Source organism: Cobetia sp. 4B (assembly GCF_018831605.1).
Classification (GTDB): domain Bacteria; phylum Pseudomonadota; class Gammaproteobacteria; order Pseudomonadales; family Halomonadaceae; genus Cobetia; species Cobetia amphilecti.
The window spans coordinates 3,060,157-3,075,922 of the sequence record NZ_CP059843.1; the positions used below are offsets into that span (position 1 = coordinate 3,060,157).

General features: G+C 63.4%; 13 protein-coding genes. 6 read left to right on the forward strand and 7 right to left on the reverse strand.

Going from position 1 to position 15,766, the window contains the following annotated elements:
- Positions 1 to 102: 102 nt before the first annotated feature.
- From H2O77_RS12625 to H2O77_RS12635, 3 genes are all read right to left on the reverse strand, one after another.
- Positions 103 to 486: a RidA family protein gene (locus tag H2O77_RS12625; protein ID WP_215823230.1), complete on the reverse strand. Its 384-nt coding sequence runs from the start codon at positions 484 to 486 to the stop codon at positions 103 to 105.
- Between the two features lie 162 nt (positions 487 to 648).
- On the reverse strand, positions 649 to 1,908 hold the full coding sequence (locus H2O77_RS12630; RefSeq protein WP_043331286.1) for a D-amino acid dehydrogenase: 1,260 nt from the start codon (positions 1,906 to 1,908) through the stop codon (positions 649 to 651).
- 410 nt (positions 1,909 to 2,318) lie between these two features.
- The gene (locus H2O77_RS12635) at positions 2,319 to 3,650 is read right to left on the reverse strand and encodes an MATE family efflux transporter (RefSeq protein ID WP_215824600.1); all 1,332 of its coding nucleotides are present in this window, start codon (positions 3,648 to 3,650) and stop codon (positions 2,319 to 2,321) included.
- Between the two features lie 452 nt (positions 3,651 to 4,102).
- On the opposite strand from H2O77_RS12635, the gene H2O77_RS12640 reads away from it, so the two are divergent.
- Complete coding sequence (locus tag H2O77_RS12640) at positions 4,103 to 5,065, forward strand: LysR family transcriptional regulator (RefSeq protein WP_043331288.1); 963 nt, start codon at positions 4,103 to 4,105, stop codon at positions 5,063 to 5,065.
- A 221-nt stretch (positions 5,066 to 5,286) separates the two neighbouring features.
- Here the strand turns inward: H2O77_RS12640 and H2O77_RS12645 are convergent, their stop codons facing one another.
- Positions 5,287 to 7,014, reverse strand: a complete 1,728-nt coding sequence (locus H2O77_RS12645; RefSeq protein WP_215823231.1) for a GGDEF domain-containing phosphodiesterase — start codon at positions 7,012 to 7,014, stop codon at positions 5,287 to 5,289.
- A 704-nt stretch (positions 7,015 to 7,718) separates the two neighbouring features.
- On the opposite strand from H2O77_RS12645, the gene queC reads away from it, so the two are divergent.
- From queC to H2O77_RS12665, 4 genes are read left to right on the forward strand one after another with little or no spacing between them, the layout of a single operon-like run.
- Complete coding sequence (gene queC, locus H2O77_RS12650; RefSeq protein WP_043331289.1) at positions 7,719 to 8,462, forward strand: 7-cyano-7-deazaguanine synthase QueC; 744 nt, start codon at positions 7,719 to 7,721, stop codon at positions 8,460 to 8,462.
- A complete protein-coding gene (queE, locus tag H2O77_RS12655) occupies positions 8,462 to 9,154 on the forward strand; it encodes a 7-carboxy-7-deazaguanine synthase (protein ID WP_215823232.1) in 693 nt (230 codons plus the stop codon). Before queC ends, queE begins: the two co-directional genes overlap by 1 nt.
- Before the next feature lie 8 nt (positions 9,155 to 9,162).
- Complete coding sequence (locus H2O77_RS12660) at positions 9,163 to 10,062, forward strand: 6-carboxytetrahydropterin synthase (RefSeq protein ID WP_215823233.1); 900 nt, start codon at positions 9,163 to 9,165, stop codon at positions 10,060 to 10,062.
- Positions 10,059 to 10,346 carry a YkgJ family cysteine cluster protein gene (locus H2O77_RS12665; RefSeq protein WP_215823234.1) on the forward strand — a complete coding sequence of 96 codons (288 nt, stop codon included), beginning with the start codon at positions 10,059 to 10,061 and terminating at the stop codon, positions 10,344 to 10,346. Before H2O77_RS12660 ends, H2O77_RS12665 begins: the two co-directional genes overlap by 4 nt.
- A gap of 29 nt (positions 10,347 to 10,375) precedes the next feature.
- Here H2O77_RS12665 and H2O77_RS12670 read toward each other — a convergent pair whose 3' ends face one another.
- The 3 genes from H2O77_RS12670 to H2O77_RS12680 form a co-directional block, all read right to left on the reverse strand.
- A complete protein-coding gene (locus H2O77_RS12670; protein ID WP_215823235.1) occupies positions 10,376 to 11,632 on the reverse strand; it encodes a GTP-binding protein in 1,257 nt (418 codons plus the stop codon).
- A 225-nt stretch (positions 11,633 to 11,857) separates the two neighbouring features.
- Complete coding sequence (locus H2O77_RS12675) at positions 11,858 to 13,009, reverse strand: iron-containing alcohol dehydrogenase (protein ID WP_215823236.1); 1,152 nt, start codon at positions 13,007 to 13,009, stop codon at positions 11,858 to 11,860.
- A gap of 405 nt (positions 13,010 to 13,414) precedes the next feature.
- A complete protein-coding gene (locus tag H2O77_RS12680; protein WP_043331293.1) occupies positions 13,415 to 14,413 on the reverse strand; it encodes an NADP-dependent oxidoreductase in 999 nt (332 codons plus the stop codon).
- 264 nt (positions 14,414 to 14,677) lie between these two features.
- Here H2O77_RS12680 and H2O77_RS12685 point away from each other — a divergent pair, with 264 nt between their 5' ends.
- A complete protein-coding gene (locus tag H2O77_RS12685; protein WP_052384231.1) occupies positions 14,678 to 15,634 on the forward strand; it encodes a LysR family transcriptional regulator in 957 nt (318 codons plus the stop codon).
- The last annotated feature ends 132 nt before the right edge of the window (positions 15,635 to 15,766 follow it).

Below are 15,766 nucleotides of genomic sequence, written 5' to 3' on the forward strand. Positions count from 1 at the left end.
GCGAGGGGAGTGAGAGACAAGGCATCGATCGCGCCAGTCGTTCGTTCAGAGCGGCCACTGGTTCAGAGCGGCCGCTCGTTAAGACCGACAATCGACGAGCGATCAGGAGAGTGCCAGTACACCTTCTGCTTCAAACAGCACGCCCTTGGGCAGCTCCTTGACGCCGACGGCCGCACGCGCCGGATACGGCTGGCTGAAGTACTGCTCCATCAGCGTGTTGACCACGGCGAAGTTGCTGAGATCGGTCAGGAACAGATTGACCTTGACCAGTTGATCCAGGCTGCCACCGGAAGCTTCACACACCGCCTTGAGATTGCGGAACACCTGGTCTGCCTGGGCTTCAAAACCGCCTTCCACCACTTCCATGGTCGCCGGGTCCAGCGGGATCTGGCCGGACAGGAACACCAGATTACCCGTGCGCACCGCCTGGGAATACGGGCCGATGGCAGCCGGTGCGGACTTGGTAGAGATAATCTGCTTGGTCATGCGCAATTCCTTGTTCAATCAGTTGACGGAGAGACACTCGAAAAAAGACGACTACACGGCAGTACGCACTGCCTGGCAGACCCTGGCGCAGCCACTGACACTCTCACTGTCACAGACACTGCTCTGAGTATCAGGTCACAGACACAGACACTGCTCTGAGCATCAGGCAGCGTAGCGACCAAGACTGAGACCGTTGGGGTCGATGGTGGGCTTGCGACCATCCACCAGGTCCGCCAACAGACTCGCACTGCCGCAGCTCATGGTCCAGCCCAGGGTGCCGTGTCCGGTGTTCAACCACAGATTGTCGTACTTGGTGCCACCGATGATCGGCGTGGAATCCGGCGTCATCGGACGCAGGCCGGCCCAGAATTCCGCCCGCGCATAGTCACCGGCTTCCGGGAATACATCACGCACCACCATGTTGATGGTCGCACGGCGCTTCTCGATCAAGGAAAGATCGAACGAGGCCAGCTCGGCGGTGCCACCGACGCGGATACGGTCATCGAAGCGCGTCAGCGCGACCTTGAAGGTCTCGTCCATCACGGTGGACTGCGGTGCAGCATCGGCATTGATGATCGGCACGGTCAGGCTGTAGCCCTTGACCGGATAGATCGGCAGGTCCAGATCCAGATCACGCGCCAGGAACGGCGAGTAGCTGCCCAGACACATCACGTAGCTGTCAGCCGTCATCTCGCCACGGTCGGTGATGACCTTCTCGATGCGGCTACCGCTGCGCTGGATGCGCTGAATGGTGGTATTGAAGACGAAATTGACGCCCAGGGTGTCGCGGCAGTAATCCGCCAGCCGATTGGTGAACAGATGGCAATCGCCGGTCTGGTCATCCGGCAGGTGCAGGCCGGCGATGAACTTGCCCGGTACGCGGGTCAGAGCGGGCTCCACCGTGGCACAGGCGTCGGCGTCCAGCAGCTGGTGGCGCACGCCACAGCCCGCCAGCACCTTCATGTCGCTCTGCACGGCATCGACCTGCGCCTGGGTACGAAACAGCTGCAACAGCCCCTTCTGGCGGTCTTCGTAACGCAGTCCGGTCTCTTCGCGCAGGGCGTTGATGCAGGCGCGGCTGTACTCGGAGACACGCACCATGCGCTCCTTGTTGACGGCATAGCGGTCGGCGTTGCAGTTGGCGAACATCTTGACCATGAACTTGGCCATCTGCGGGTCCATGCGCGGCTGGATCTTGAGCGGCGCATGCTCCTGGAACATCCACTTGACGGCTTTCTGCGGAATGCCCGGCGCTGCCCACGGCGAGGAGAAGCCGAAAGAGACCTGACCGGCGTTGCCGTAGCTGGTTTCCATCGCGGGGCTGGCCTGACGGTCGACGACCGTGACCTCATGCCCCTGACGCGCCAGATAATAGGCACTGGTGACACCGACGACGCCGCTACCGAGTACAAGAATCTTCATGTTGGCCTACCCCATGACTGCAAGCCGCGCCCCACGGCAAATGACAGGCGTATTCGCGCACTCGGCAGCGAATAAAGACGATGAAGGCCAACACCGGTCGACAAGGCGACTCACAGTGGCTTGGCCTGAATGCATCCAGTATAGAGGCGCAAACCACGGTTAATATTCTGTTATGAGACCCTATATCAGAAAATAAGCAGGTAAATTTCGCATCATGGCAGTGATAAAAATCAAAAAAGCGGCCATTTTTGGAATGGCCGCTTTCGGTGCTTCTCAGCGGGACTGCTGACGGGGCTTCTGGCAAGGCCTACTGGCAGGGACTCCAGCAGGAACTTCCGGACAGAATCTTCTGAATGGCGCCTGACATCTCAAGGGAGCGCTCGTGCTGGACGCCATGAGGGTCCGGGCGATCAGGTCGTCGCGACATAGGCATGGCGACGCACTGACTTGCCGCGGTCGCCCAGGGCCTGACGATAGACGCGCCATGCCACCACACCCGCCAGCAGGTTGCCGATCGCCGAGCCGATGGCGACACCACGCAGCCCATCCAGATGTGCCCCCAGCCATACCGCCGGCATGAAGCAGATGAAGAGACGCACGAAGGACAACGCCGTGGCACGCAGCGGCCACCCCAGCGCGTTGGCAGCCGACACGACCAGCATGCAGATGCCGAGGAAGGAGTAACTGGGCAACATCCACGGCAGCAGGACCGCCAGCGCTGCCGAGACCTCGTCACTGCCCACCAGCACATAGGCCAGCGGTGTCGCCAGCACTGCGGCGATGATGCCCAGCACCAACTGCCAGATCACCACCACGCGGGCTGCCAGGTTCATCAGGCGGCGAATTTCCTGCCAACGGCCGGCGCCATAACAGCGCCCGAGCCACGGCGGCAGCGACATGGTCAGGGCCAGCACCACGATCAGCGAGAAGGTTTCCAGGCGTGAGGCGATCCCCCAGGCGGCCACCTCCGTCTGGCCCAGTCCCGCGACGATGGCGGTGACCAGCATCGCGGAGAGTGCCGGCATCATCTGGCACAGAATCGCGGGTATCGCGATTCCCGCCAGCTGACGGCGCGAGGCCTGCCATTCGGCCCACAGGCCGCGGTATTCCATCCAGTCGCGGCGCGAGAGCTTGAATGCCGTGATGGCAAGCCCGGCCCCGAAGGAGAGTACGGTCGCCCAGGCAGCCCCCGCCAGACCGAAGCCGGGCAGCGGCCCCGCGCCGAAGATCAGCAGCGGGTCCAGCACCAGGTTGAAGACACTGGTCAGCAGCATCATCTCGCCCGGCAGACGCGTATCGCCGTGGGCGCGGAACAGGCTGTAGAGCACATAGGCCATGGCCCCCAGCCAGCTGGCGATCAGCGATGGGCCCCAATAGACCTCGATCAGCGTCATTTCAGTGGCATTGGCACCCAGCAACTCGAAGGCCGGCACCCTGATGACCCACAACAGCAGCATCAGCAGTGCCATCAACACACCGGACCCCAGCAGCACCACACCGCCCAGACGCCGGGCACGCGCCTCATCCTCGGCGCCCAGGGTGCGCGAGACGATCGCGGCGATTGCGATGCCCATGCCGACCTGCACCCCGATGATCAGAAAGGTCAGCGGGAAGGTGAAGGATTGCGCGGCCAGCGGCGCGGTGCCCAGATGCGAGACGAAGGCGGCATCGACCAGGTTGAAGCCCAGCAATCCCATGATGCCGAGTGTCATCGGCAAGGTGCTGCGCCACAGGCGTGACATCAGCTCACGCGTCGTCGGCGTTTCCGACGTTGGCGGGGTCGATGTTGCAGAGGCGTCGGTGGACATAGAAGAAGACATGAACTCACTCCCAGCATGTCGAGCATGGCTGGTTGGATGAAGGTATAAGGCGTCGGAACACTTCCGTGACGCTGGAGGGATGATTCTAGGGATTTCGCCGGACCCCAGATAGGCTCAGAGGGACATGTCTTTGATGCATTGTCGGCAACAGGAAGAGCGAGAAACGCGTTGATGCGTGGTATTAGAGGAAACAGTGACCGTGATAAACTCACCTTGTCAGGGATTTCCGTCACCTGGATTCGTGATGATGACCCATGCAATGTCACCGATTATCGACTGCTACCGAAGTTGGACCGTCGCTTTATATGCACTGACTGCCTCACGGATGGCTGGCAGAGTGTTCCCCTCCCCATGGCATCACGAGAGGTCAGACCGTGGATAAAGCATCCCGTTTGTTGCTGTTTCTCGATGTGGTAGAAGCACAGAGTTTTTCCAAGGCGGCTGACCATCGTCAGGTCAACCGCTCGGTGGTCTCCAAGCAGATCAGCCGTCTGGAAGAAGAACTGCAGATTCGCCTGTTCAATCGCTCGACTCGCTCGCTGGCCCTGACGGATGCGGGGCGCGAAATCCATCAGCACGCACTGCGTCTGCGTGAAGTGCTGGAAGATACCGATGATGTGGCCGGCGCCTATCAGGATGGCCCGCGTGGCATCCTGAAGATCACCAGCCCGAGTCACTTCGGGCGCACCTATGTCGCCCAGGCCGTGCGCCTGTACATGGAGCGTTACCCGGATACCCAGGTGGAAGTGCGCCTGGAAGACCACCTGACCGACCTGATCGGCGGCGGTTATGACCTGGCCATTCGCATGTCGGAGCTGGAAGACTCCAACCTGATCGCGCGTCCGCTGGCTGCTCACCGTCACCTGATCTGTGCCTCGCCGGCCTTCATCGAGCGTCATGGCATGCCCCAGACCCCCGCCGATCTGTCTGGCCTGCCGGCAGCGGTGTATTCCCGCGATGGCTTCATTCTCGATCGCCTGCGCGTCTGCACCGAGAGCGGTGTCGAGGAAAAGGTGGCGCTGGATTCGCGCCTCAAGGTCAATGATGCCGACGTGCTGATCGGTGCCATCAAGTCGGGTGCCTGCTATGGCATGGTGTCCGCGATCAACATCAAGGACGAGATCCTCAACGGCGAGCTGGTGCCGCTGTTGACCAACGTGCCGATGAAGCCACTGCCTTCGATCCACCTGGTCTACCCGCACCGCCAGTACCTGCCGCAGAAGACGCGTCGCTTCAGCGATTGCCTGCAGGAGGTCGTCGGCACGCCGCCCGTCTGGGAGCAGCGCATTCCGGGCTTCGAGAACATGTACGGCTACGGTAGCGGTTGCAGCGAATGAGACGGCGCCACGGCTCTCGAGTCTGAACGCACGCCGTCACCTCCCGCGGCCACTGCCAGACCCGAATGCTCGCCATGAAAATGCCCGCCATGCAGAGTCACTGCGTGGCGGGCGTTTTCATTTCAGGACCCTTTCATTTCAGGCCCCTTCATTTCAAGCGCCTTTCACTTCAGCGCCTTTCACTTCAGCGCCCTTCAACTAGCTCCCACCAAGAGAAACACTCAGGGACAAGGATGGATCGACGGCTTGCGCTTGAGCCACTCGACCAGCTCCGGTAGGCGCTTGGGCCGTGCATAGCGGAAGCCCTGCACCAGATGACAACCCATCTCGACCAGCAGGCGCTCCTGCTCTGCGGTCTCGACGCCCTCCGCCAGCACCTCCATGCCCAGACTGTCGGCCAGCGAGATCGCGTGGGAAACGATGGCGCGGTCGCGGGCATCATGGTCAAGGCTACCGACGAAGCGCTGATCGACCTTGAGGCGGCAAGCACGCAGGTCGCGCACGTAGAGCAGTGACGCGAAGCCGGTGCCGAAATCATCGATCGCCAGCCGCACGCCGCGTTCGATCAGGCCGGTGAGTCGCTCCACGACGCGATCGAGATCCGGCACGCGTGAGGATTCGGTGATCTCGAGCTCCAGGCGTTCCGGCGCGAAGTCATGACGCGCCAGAGCCTCCGAGACACGCTCGGGGAAGCCGGGGTCACGAAACTCCTGAGCCGAGACATTGATCGCCACCGACAATGGCTTGCCGTTGGGCGTCACCAGGTCACGCGTCGCCGAGAGGGCCGTGTCCATCACCCGCGCGCCGACGGTACCGATCAAGCCGTACTGCTCCGCCAGCGGGATGAAGCGACCCGGCCCGATGGTGCCAAGCTCGGGGTGGTCCCAGCGCACCAGCACCTCGACGCCGACTGCCTCGCCACTGGCGAGGTCGAACTGGGGCTGGAAGGCGAGATCCAGCTCTTCGAGATGCTCGCGCAGGTCACTGGTCAGGCGATAGTCGTTGAGGTGCTGCATGTGCGCGCCGGGCGAGAACACGTGCAGGGGGCCGCAGACATCGATGTCATCGTATTCCCCGTGCAACATGGCGAGTTCGGCCAGGTGCATCAGGCGATGGGCACGCCGCGCGTGCTGCGGCGCCAGGCTGATGCCGACCCGCGCCGTGACCGGCAGGGCCTTGCCATCCAGTCGCATCAGCATCACCAGCCGTTCGCACAGCTCGTTGGCACGCGCGATCAGGCTGGCCTCATCCCCGACGAAGAACAGCGCGAAGGCATTGCCCAGGGGGCGGCAGACCAGGGCGTCGCGATACTGGAGGGACATGGCTTCTGCCACCCGCTCCAGCAGCGGATCGATACGCTCGGCACCGTGCGCCGAGTTGATGATTTCCAGGTGGGTCAGCGACAGATAGATGATGCCGCCATCGATGCTGCCGTCGACGCTTTCTTCCAGCAGCAGTTCATCGATCTGGGCATTGAAGCGATCGCGCGACAGCAGGTTGATGGGCTGCAGGCGGCGCAGGGCGATCAAGACCTTGTCATCCACCCCGGCCGCCCGAGCCTCCGCCAGCCCCGAGAACGGCGCCTTGAGGCGAACTCGCCGCTCGCTGACCGGCTCGAGACGCGGCCGCTGGGTGCCGAACAGCTCCTGCCAACCGCAGGTGTTGGCCACCAGACACTCGGCATCGAAGATCGCCATGCGCCACGGCAGATTGGCCTTCTGCACTAGCAGCCACTCCCCCAGCTCGCCGGTGATGCCCATCAACCAGAAGCCGGGTTGGCCGCTGATACCACAAGGCTCCGGCTGCTTGGGCAGCGGGGATGGCAGCTCCGGCACCCTGTCTTCCTTGCGAGCGCGCGGCGACGTCCAGGCGAGCTGGCCGAAGCGGTCATGAACCCATAACGGCTCTTCGATGGACGACAGCAATTTGATCAAGATATCGAGAGGCACGCTCACTCCACCTGCAGTCATAAGGAAAATGGCTTGATGCCCCGCAAGGGCCGCCTTGTCGCCAGTGATGCTGGCCATTGGCTGGCGCAACGCGGATAACACCGCCGGGACATGACACGTCATTCACGCTTCCGGCTGTTCTCGCGCTTATCTGCTTACACCTGCTTTCATTGTCGCCGCTGGCTGCAGCAAGGCCCGGGCGCCCATGCTACTCCTCCTATGGACATCACCAGGCGCCAGACTGCTGCACTTTGTCTCTTCTGATCGCCCTTTTGAGCGCCAGACGCCTCCCGCTTCGCCTGTCACTTGACGCTGCTCCAGGCGCTATTGCGAGAGCCACTCCCGGAGCCATTCGGCAAGCCACTCAGCCGGCTCCTCAACCTGCTCCTCAACCCGTCATCCCGAAGTGCGTGCCATAAGGCGAAGCACTAGGTGGACAAGCGTGCAGCACGCAGACGACTCTCTCTACGCTTCGCTAATACTCCGAGTCTATGCCAGCCTGTGGTGCGGGTACCAAGGCTATTTTCTCGCCGACTCAACGCTTGGCTGCCATGGCCGCTGCAGAACCTGGCGACAGGCGGCGTATCCACGGCCTGCACCAGTGCACGAGTGGCATCAAGGCGTGCGGAAGAGTAGGATAGGCGCCCGTTTCGCCCGGACCGGATCCCGGGCGCCGAATCCATCGGTCAAAGAAATTCTCCGTCATGACTCTCAACGTCCAGAATTCCGCTGTACCCGCTTCTGCCTCCTCTGCAGAGCGCCCCCGCGCCGTCGTCATCTACTCCGGTGGCATGGACTCCTACACTGTCCTGCACCAGGCGCTGAAGGAAGGCTTCGAGGTACACGCCCTCTCCTTCCATTATGGCCAACGTCACTCGCGTGAGCTCGACGTCGCACGCCAGGTCTGCGAGTCGCTGGGCGTAGCCCACGAAGTCGTCGACATTCGCGCCATCCATGGCCTGATCGACAACTCCGCGCTGACCAACAGTGACCAGGCGATGCCCAAGGCCGACTACGACGAGGCCTCCATGACCTCGACCGTGGTGCCCAACCGCAACATGATCCTGCTGTCACTGGCCATCGCCAAGGCCGTCAACATCGAGGCCGAGGTCTGCTTCTATGGTGCCCACGGTGGCGATCACGTGCTCTACCCGGATTGCCGTCCGGAGTTCGTCGACAAGATGAACGCCGTCGCCGCGATCGCCAACTTCTCCCCAGTCGAGATTCGCGCGCCCTTCCTGCACGCGAGCAAGGACGAGATTCTGGCCGCCGGCATCGCCATGCAGCTCGATTACGCCCAGACCTGGACCTGCTACGAAGGCCGCGAACTGGCCTGCGGAGAATGCGGCAGCTGCCGTGAGCGTCTCGAGGCCTTTGCCGCCCATGGGCTGAGCGATCCGCTCGGTTACGAAACGACCGACTCGGCCAAGGGCGCAGGCACACTCTGATGTATACGGTAAAGGAAGCGTTCTACACCCTGCAGGGCGAAGGTGCTCGCGCAGGGCGCGCCAGCGTGTTCTGCCGCTTTGCCGGCTGCAATCTGTGGAGTGGCCGCGAGCAGGACCGCGACACCTCGGTCTGCCGCTTCTGCGACACCGATTTCGTCGGCACCAACGGCCAGAATGGCGGCAAGTTCCGCACCGCAAACGCGCTGGCGGACTTTTTGGCCAGCCTGTGGCCGGAACACACCGGCATCGCCACGCCCTATGTGGTCTTCACCGGCGGTGAGCCGCTGTTGCAGCTCGACAGCGAGCTGGTGGACGCGATGCACGCCCGCGGCTTCGAGATCGCGGTGGAGACCAACGGCACCGTCGAGCCGCCTGTCGGCATCGACTGGCTGTGCGTCAGCCCCAAGGGCGCAAGCGAGCTGGTCCTCACCGGCGGCGATGAACTCAAGCTCGTCTACCCGCAGCCGGAGGCCCTGCCGGAGCGCTTCGTCAGCCTGGACTTCGCGCACTTCTATCTGCAGCCACTGGATACCGCCGCCCTCGACGCCCTGCCCGCGCCTGCCGCGGCCCGCGAGCATTACCGCGAGGTGCTGGCGTCCGACACGCCGATGAACCAGTGCGTCAGCTACTGCATGCGCAATCCCCAGTGGCAGCTCTCGCTGCAGACTCACAAGATCAGTGGTATCGATTGATGACCGCAATGACTCCCAAGACCCTGTTCGTCAGGGCCCTCACCGCGGTGGATGCCTCGGTGTGGAGCAATACCCGCGGCCTGTACGGCATCAGCCAGCATCTGGACCTGGAGCTGGACGGCGCCGTCGGCCATGACGGCATGCTGTTCGACTTCGGCGACGTCAAGCCGTGGGCCAAGCGCATGATCGATCAGGACGCCGATCACACCCTGATCGTGCCCAGCCAGGCCGAAGGCGTGAACGTCACGGACTGCCCGGAAGGACTGTGCCTGCGCTTCACCCAGCCCTATGCCATGGAAGTGCGCGGCCCGCGTCAGGCCTTCTGCCTGCTGCCGGTGACCGAGGTCACCACCGAGGTGCTGGCCAACCACTTCGAGAAGCTGCTGACTCGCCGCCTGCCGCCGCGCGTCGAGGCGCTGCGCGTACGTCTGCGAGACGAGACCATCGACGGCGCCGCCTACACCTACAGTCATGGCCTGCGTCATCACACTGGCAACTGCCAGCGTATCGCGCATGGGCATCGCTCGCCGCTGATCATCGAGCGCAATGGTGTGCGGGACACGGTGCTGGAAGCCGAGTGGGCCGAGAAGCTCAACGACCGCTACCTGGCCGAGGAAGGCGATCTGATCGACCGCCCGGGGCGCGAGCTGGTATTCAGCTATGAAGCGCCGCAGGGCAGGTTCCGCATTCGTCTGCCGCGCAAGCAGGTCTGGCTGCTGCCGACACCGACCACCATCGAGTGGATCGCCGACTGGCTAGCGCGCCAGATCGCCCTCGACAGCGGTGACAGCATTCGCGTCGAAGCCTACGAGGGCATCAACAAGGGCGCCATCGCGCGGCATACCCCGCAGACGGCACGCGAGCCTCTCGTCCTCCCCGAGCACGAAGACACGTCCGCCACCTCATGACGCAGACCGCCGCCCTTTCTGCAGATGCTGCCACTCCCGGCTGTCGTGCCGGTTGCGGCGGCTGCTGCATCGCCCCCTCGATCTCGAGCCCGATTCCCGGCATGCCCAATGGCAAGCCGGCGGGGGTGCGTTGCGTGCAGCTGGATGACGACAACCTGTGCAAGCTGTTCGGCACGCCGCAGCGCCCGGCGGTGTGCGGCGACTTCGATTTCGATCACGAGCTGTGTGGCGATTCCCGTGAAGAGGCCCTGCGCCTGATCGGCGAGTGGGAGCGCCTGACGTGAGAGGTACTCCCTGAGGGAGGCGCCTCAGCTCACTCGCCGAAAAAGTTGAAGAGCCTGGCGGCGCCGTCGCTGCGACAGGCCAGCAAGGCCGCATTCAACTGACGGGAATCCTCAAGCGGCAACGCAGCCACCATCCGTTCCTGCTCCTGGCCCTGCCCGTCCAGCGGTGCAATCAGCTCAAGCCGCGAATCCTCGCGCCAACTGGACGGCGCAAGCTCGGCACGCCCATTGGCGCGGTTATAGCTGCGCCAACCATCCTGGGTGTGAAAGACGCCCTTGATGCGCCACTCGCGCGGCAGGCCATCCAGCCACTGGGTCAGCTGATCGAGATCGAAGACCTCGCTTGCGGCGATTCGCCAGCCCAGGCTGGCATGCTCAAGCCCCTCGGCCTGTTCGATCACCGGTGCGCCGGGCAGCGGCATCGCGCCTGAGGCGGACGTCTCATCACTGGCCTGCGCCAGACGCGCCCTATCCCGCGCAGCGCGATGGGCGGCCGGCATGCTGATCTCGGGCTGGTCTTCATGCGCTGCGCTTACCTGCCCGCCGCCCTGGCGCTGAGGCGCGCGTTCTGCTGACAGCAGCCAATCGATCAGCGCGACCTCCTGACCGGCCATGCGGGCCTGCGGCGGCTGGCTTTCGCCGTCGGCTCTGCCCAGCTCACCGATCCAGCGCTTGCGCGGCCACATCCCCGCCAGAAACTCATGCGCGGCCGCCAGCTGCTGATCACTCGCCAGATCACGCTTGCTGAGCACCACGCCGCCCGCCAGCGTCAGCTGATCCTGGAAGGTGCCGTGCTCACGCGTGCGGGTATCGTCCAGTGCACGCGGGTCCAGCAGGGTGATGACTTCCTCAAGCGCAAGCGCCGAGGCCAGCCCTTCGCTGCGCAGCACATCGATCAGCCCCGCCGGGTGCCCTAGCCCCGAAGGTTCGATGATCAGACGATCAGGACGCGTCTGATGGATCAGGCTGACCAGCCCCGCCTGCAGCACGAAGGCCAGCTGACAGCACAGACACCCGCCGGGCAGTCCCTTGACGCTGACATCCTCGCGCCCGGCAAACAGTGCCTGATCGATCCCCACCTGACCGAACTCATTGACCAGGATCGCCCAGTGTTCATCCGCCGGCTTGGCCGCGACCAATGCCTGGATGAAACTGCTCTTGCCCGTTCCCAGAAAGCCGGTGATCAGATGCACCGGAACCGGAACCGGAACCGGAACCGGAACCGGAACCGGACCCGGACTCGTCGGGGCGTCGCCGCTCCTGGCGCCGCGTGAAGCCACAGACATGCTGAAATCTCCGCAAGATGAAGGGCGTGAAAAAGGTTATAGAGTAACAAAAACCGGCCGGCGACGAAGTCTCGTCAATTGAATCCGGCCTTTTGGCGTGACGCGATCTGGCGGACGGCAAGCTGCAACAAGGGGGGAGACAAGGAGGGAGATACGCAAAACCCCTCGCCACCAGGAGTGACGAGGGGTTTGAGGCTGACACTCGGCCCTGACTGACGCGTGCGATCAGGCAGCGCGGGTCAGGATACGGCGCGCCACGTCCGGCGTGATATCGCCGTGCTCACCGATGGCGGTGAAGCCGTGACGGGTCAGGTTGTCGACCAGCTGATCGATGCTGTCGGCACTGATACCGGCTTCGCTCAACGACACCGGCGCGCCCAGACGAATGAAGAACTCACGGGTCTTGTCGATGGCGGCGCGCGCGACGCTCTCTTCATCGCCTTCAAGCGCCCAGACACGACGACCGTATTGCGCCAGCTTGGCACGCTTGGCCTCGAACAATTCTTCCCACAGCGCCGGCATCACGATGGTCAGGGTGCGACCATGATCGACACCGTGCAGTGCGGTGATCTCGTGACCGATCATGTGGGTGGCCCAGTCCTGCGGCACGCCACGCCCGATCAGGCCGTTGAGGCCCAGATTGGCGGCCCACATGATGTTGGCGCGCACGGCCAGATCATCCGGCTGGCTCAGCACCTTGGGGCCTTCCTCGATCAGCGTCATCAGCAGCCCTTCGGAGAAGCGGTCCTGCACCGGCGCATTGACCGGATAGGTCAGGTACTGCTCGCTGACGTGGATGAAGGCATCGACGACGCCATTCACGCTCTGACGCTCCGGCAGGGTCAGGGTGGTGGCCGGGTCCAGCACCGCGAAGCGCGGATAGGCCAGCTCGCTGAACATCGGCAGCTTGTCGTGCGTCTCGTAGTTGGTGACCACGGCATTGCCATTGGACTCGGAGCCGGTGGCCGGCAGTGTCAGCACCACGCCCAGCGGCAGCGCCGTCTCGGGGTGCTTGCCCTCAGCGAGAATTTCCCACGGATCACCGGCGTGACAGGCGGCGAGCGCGAGGAACTTGCTGCCATCGGCGACGCTGCCACCTCCGACCGCCAGTAGATAATCGATCTTCTCGCGCTTGATGACTTCCAGGGCTTCGAGCAGGGTGTGATAGCTCGGGTTCGGCTCGATGCCGCCGAAGCTCCACCATTGACGGCCTTCCAGTGCGACTTCGATCTGATCCATCACGCCGTTGCGCTTGATCGACCCGCCACCGTAGGTGACCAGCACGCGGGCATCCGCCGGAATCTCGTCACGCACCTTGGCGATCTGGCCGGCACCGAAGTGCACGCGGGTCGGGTTCTGATAGGTAAAGTCCTGCATGATGCTCTCCTCGCGGAGTCAGGGGCGACACGGCAACATGAGATGACAGAGCCGTTGTCAGGCGCCACCCGACACAGAGTGATATGTGGGAAAATGACAGAAAAGAGCGACGATGACGCCACCTGCCCACGAACGATGGTCTGCATTCTAGAGCAGTGACCAAGACCAAAGTAGAGCGCAGGTCGCACGTCTTTGGTTCGTGAGAGTCACCAATCCTGATGACCAGTGATATTTGATGACCAGTAATGCGTGATGAACAACGCCAGGCCACCCACGCAAAAGGCCCGCCGCAGCGAGCCTTTCGTGACTGCCTGAGCGCCGCGCATTCGCACGGCGTCAGGTGTTCGGGTCTTCAGCCCGGTTTTTCAGCAATACTGTCGCAGATCTCAGCACTCAGTTCTAAGATCAGAGACGCACCAGCATCTTGCCCTTGTTGCCACCCGAGAACAGCTTGAGGAAGGCGTCCGGCGTCTGCTCGAGCCCTTCTTCCACCGTCTCTTCGTAGTCGATATCGCCCTTGGCGACCTGCGGCCCTACCTCTTCGAGGAAGCGGCTGTAGTTCTGCCAGTGATCGAAGACGATGAAGCCTTGCATGCGCGCACGGCGGATCAGGATCATCGAGATGTTCGAGGGGCCAGGCGCCGCCTCGGTATCGTTGTAGCTGGAGATCATGCCGCAGACGGCGATGCGTGCACCGACATTCAGATTGTTCAGCGCTGCCACCAGGCAATCACCGCCGACATTCTCGTAGTAGACATCGAAGCCGTCCGGGCAGGCTTCCTTGAGCGCCTTCGTCAGCTGCTCGGCGTCCTTGCCCTTGTAGCTGACCGCCTTGACGCCCCGCGCTTCCAGCCAATCGAGCTTTTCCTGGCTGCCGGCGATGCCGACGACAGTGCCGCCCTTGGCCTTGGCCAGCTGCACGGCAAGCGAGCCGACCGCACCGGAGGCCGCGCTGACCAGCACGTTATCACCCTCTTTCATCTCGGCGATGATGTTGAGGCCGGTCCAGGCAGTCATGCCCGGCATGCCCAGCACGCCCAGGTAGGCCTGCTCCGGCACCTCGATGCTCGGCAGCGGCTCGACCTGGTCACCCGACAGCTGCGCGATGTCACGCCAGCCACCCATGTGACGCACCTTGTCGCCGCTCTTGAAGCGAGAGTCACGTGACTCGATCACTTCACCGACGGCTGCGCCCTGCAGCGGCTCATTGAGCTCGAAGGGGTCGATATAGGTCTTCACACCGCTCATGCGGCCACGCATGTAGGGATCGACGGACAGCCAGCTGTTGCGAATGCGCACCTCGCCTTCGCCGAGCTCGCTCAGTTCCTCTTCGCGCAACTGGAACAGGTCGCGTTCCGGGGTGCCTTTCGGATAGTCGGTGATCGTGTAATAGCGTGTCTGCATGCAATGCTCCTTGCGAATGATCTGGTCAAACGACATGTGATCAGAATCGTCATCAGGCCGCTGGCCCGTGGCCTCAACCCTGTTACGACTGGCCGCCGCAAGCGTTGCTCGGCGACGAAGTGCTCCCAGATTACGCGCGCTCCCGATATCACACCAATGACAGAAACTGAATCCCGGTATGCATGAGACTGATATCATGTGCGGTTGAAACTGCACGCTTTCATCCCAGTGACTGGGCCGCCTCGCTACCGGGAACCGCTTGCCATGCATCTGGCTGAACTTGCCCGCCATGATCTCAATACGCTGGTCGCGCTGCATGCGCTGCTGGAAACCCGCAGCGTGTCGCGGGCCGCTGAGCGCCTCAACCTGAGCCAGCCTGCGGTGTCCCGCACCCTGGGCCGGCTGCGCGAGGCCTTTGATGACCCCCTGTTCGTGCGCGCGCAACGCGGTCTGCGCCCCACCGCACGCGCAGAGGCCCTCAGGCAGCCCCTCGCCCGCCTGCTGCAGGAGCTGGGCGCCCTGTTGGCGCCGCCCGAGTTCTCGCCGGAAGATAGCCAACGTCGCTTTCAGCTGGCCACCACCGATTACGGCATGCACGCCTTCGTGGCGCCCCAGATCGCCCCGCTGCACGAGCAGGCGCCCGGCATCCGTCTGGATATCCAGGCCTATGGCGGCAATGTCGAACAGCAGCTGGAAGAAGGCGGGCCGGAGCTTGCGATGTGCGTGCCCACCGCCAGAGTGCCGGCCGGCGTGCATGGTCGCGAGATCGGGGATGACCAGTTCGTCTGTGTGATGCGCAAGGACCATCCTCTGGCAGCGAAGGAGACCTTGAGCCTGGAGGACTTCCTCGCCGCCAGCCACCAATTGATCAGCATGGGTGGCGATGAGCGAGGCGCGGTGGACCTCAAGCTGGCGGAACTGGGACTGAGTCGTCAGGTCGTCATGCGCCAGCCCCATTTTCTGGCCGCCTTCAGTGTCAGCTGCCACAGCGATCTGCTGCTGTGCGTGCCGGGCTGTCTGGCCATCAGCATGCTCGATCAGCTGCCGCTGGCCCTGCGTCCGCTGCCCATCACCCTCAATCGCTTCTCCTACTGGCTGGTGTGGCACGAACGCCTGCATCATGACGCCGGCCACCGCTGGCTGCGCCAGACACTCTCCACGGGCATTCAGGCCCGTCACCGCGAACTCTCCCAGCGCCTGCGTCAGCGGCTGGGCTCGTGACTTGATACATGACTCGTGACCTGACACCAAGCTCGTGACCTGACGCCGCACCCGCACGCAGCCTCGCGGCCTGAGCTTCGATACCTGAGCCTGCGAGGCTTGAGCCCATTGGCTTGAACCCAATGACCTGAA

Coding starts and splice junctions, on each gene's coding strand:
- H2O77_RS12625 (WP_215823230.1), bottom strand. CDS start 486: ATGACCAAGCAGATTATCTCTACCAAGTCCGCACCGGCTGCCATCGGC.
- H2O77_RS12630 (WP_043331286.1), bottom strand. CDS start 1,908: ATGAAGATTCTTGTACTCGGTAGCGGCGTCGTCGGTGTCACCAGTGCC.
- H2O77_RS12635 (WP_215824600.1), bottom strand. CDS start 3,650: ATGTCACGCCTGTGGCGCAGCACCTTGCCGATGACACTCGGCATCATG.
- queC (WP_043331289.1), top strand. CDS start 7,719: ATGACTCTCAACGTCCAGAATTCCGCTGTACCCGCTTCTGCCTCCTCT.
- queE (WP_215823232.1), top strand. CDS start 8,462: ATGTATACGGTAAAGGAAGCGTTCTACACCCTGCAGGGCGAAGGTGCT.
- H2O77_RS12660 (WP_215823233.1), top strand. CDS start 9,163: ATGACTCCCAAGACCCTGTTCGTCAGGGCCCTCACCGCGGTGGATGCC.
- H2O77_RS12665 (WP_215823234.1), top strand. CDS start 10,059: ATGACGCAGACCGCCGCCCTTTCTGCAGATGCTGCCACTCCCGGCTGT.
- H2O77_RS12670 (WP_215823235.1), bottom strand. CDS start 11,632: ATGTCTGTGGCTTCACGCGGCGCCAGGAGCGGCGACGCCCCGACGAGT.
- H2O77_RS12675 (WP_215823236.1), bottom strand. CDS start 13,009: ATGCAGGACTTTACCTATCAGAACCCGACCCGCGTGCACTTCGGTGCC.
- H2O77_RS12680 (WP_043331293.1), bottom strand. CDS start 14,413: ATGCAGACACGCTATTACACGATCACCGACTATCCGAAAGGCACCCCG.
- H2O77_RS12685 (WP_052384231.1), top strand. CDS start 14,678: ATGCATCTGGCTGAACTTGCCCGCCATGATCTCAATACGCTGGTCGCG.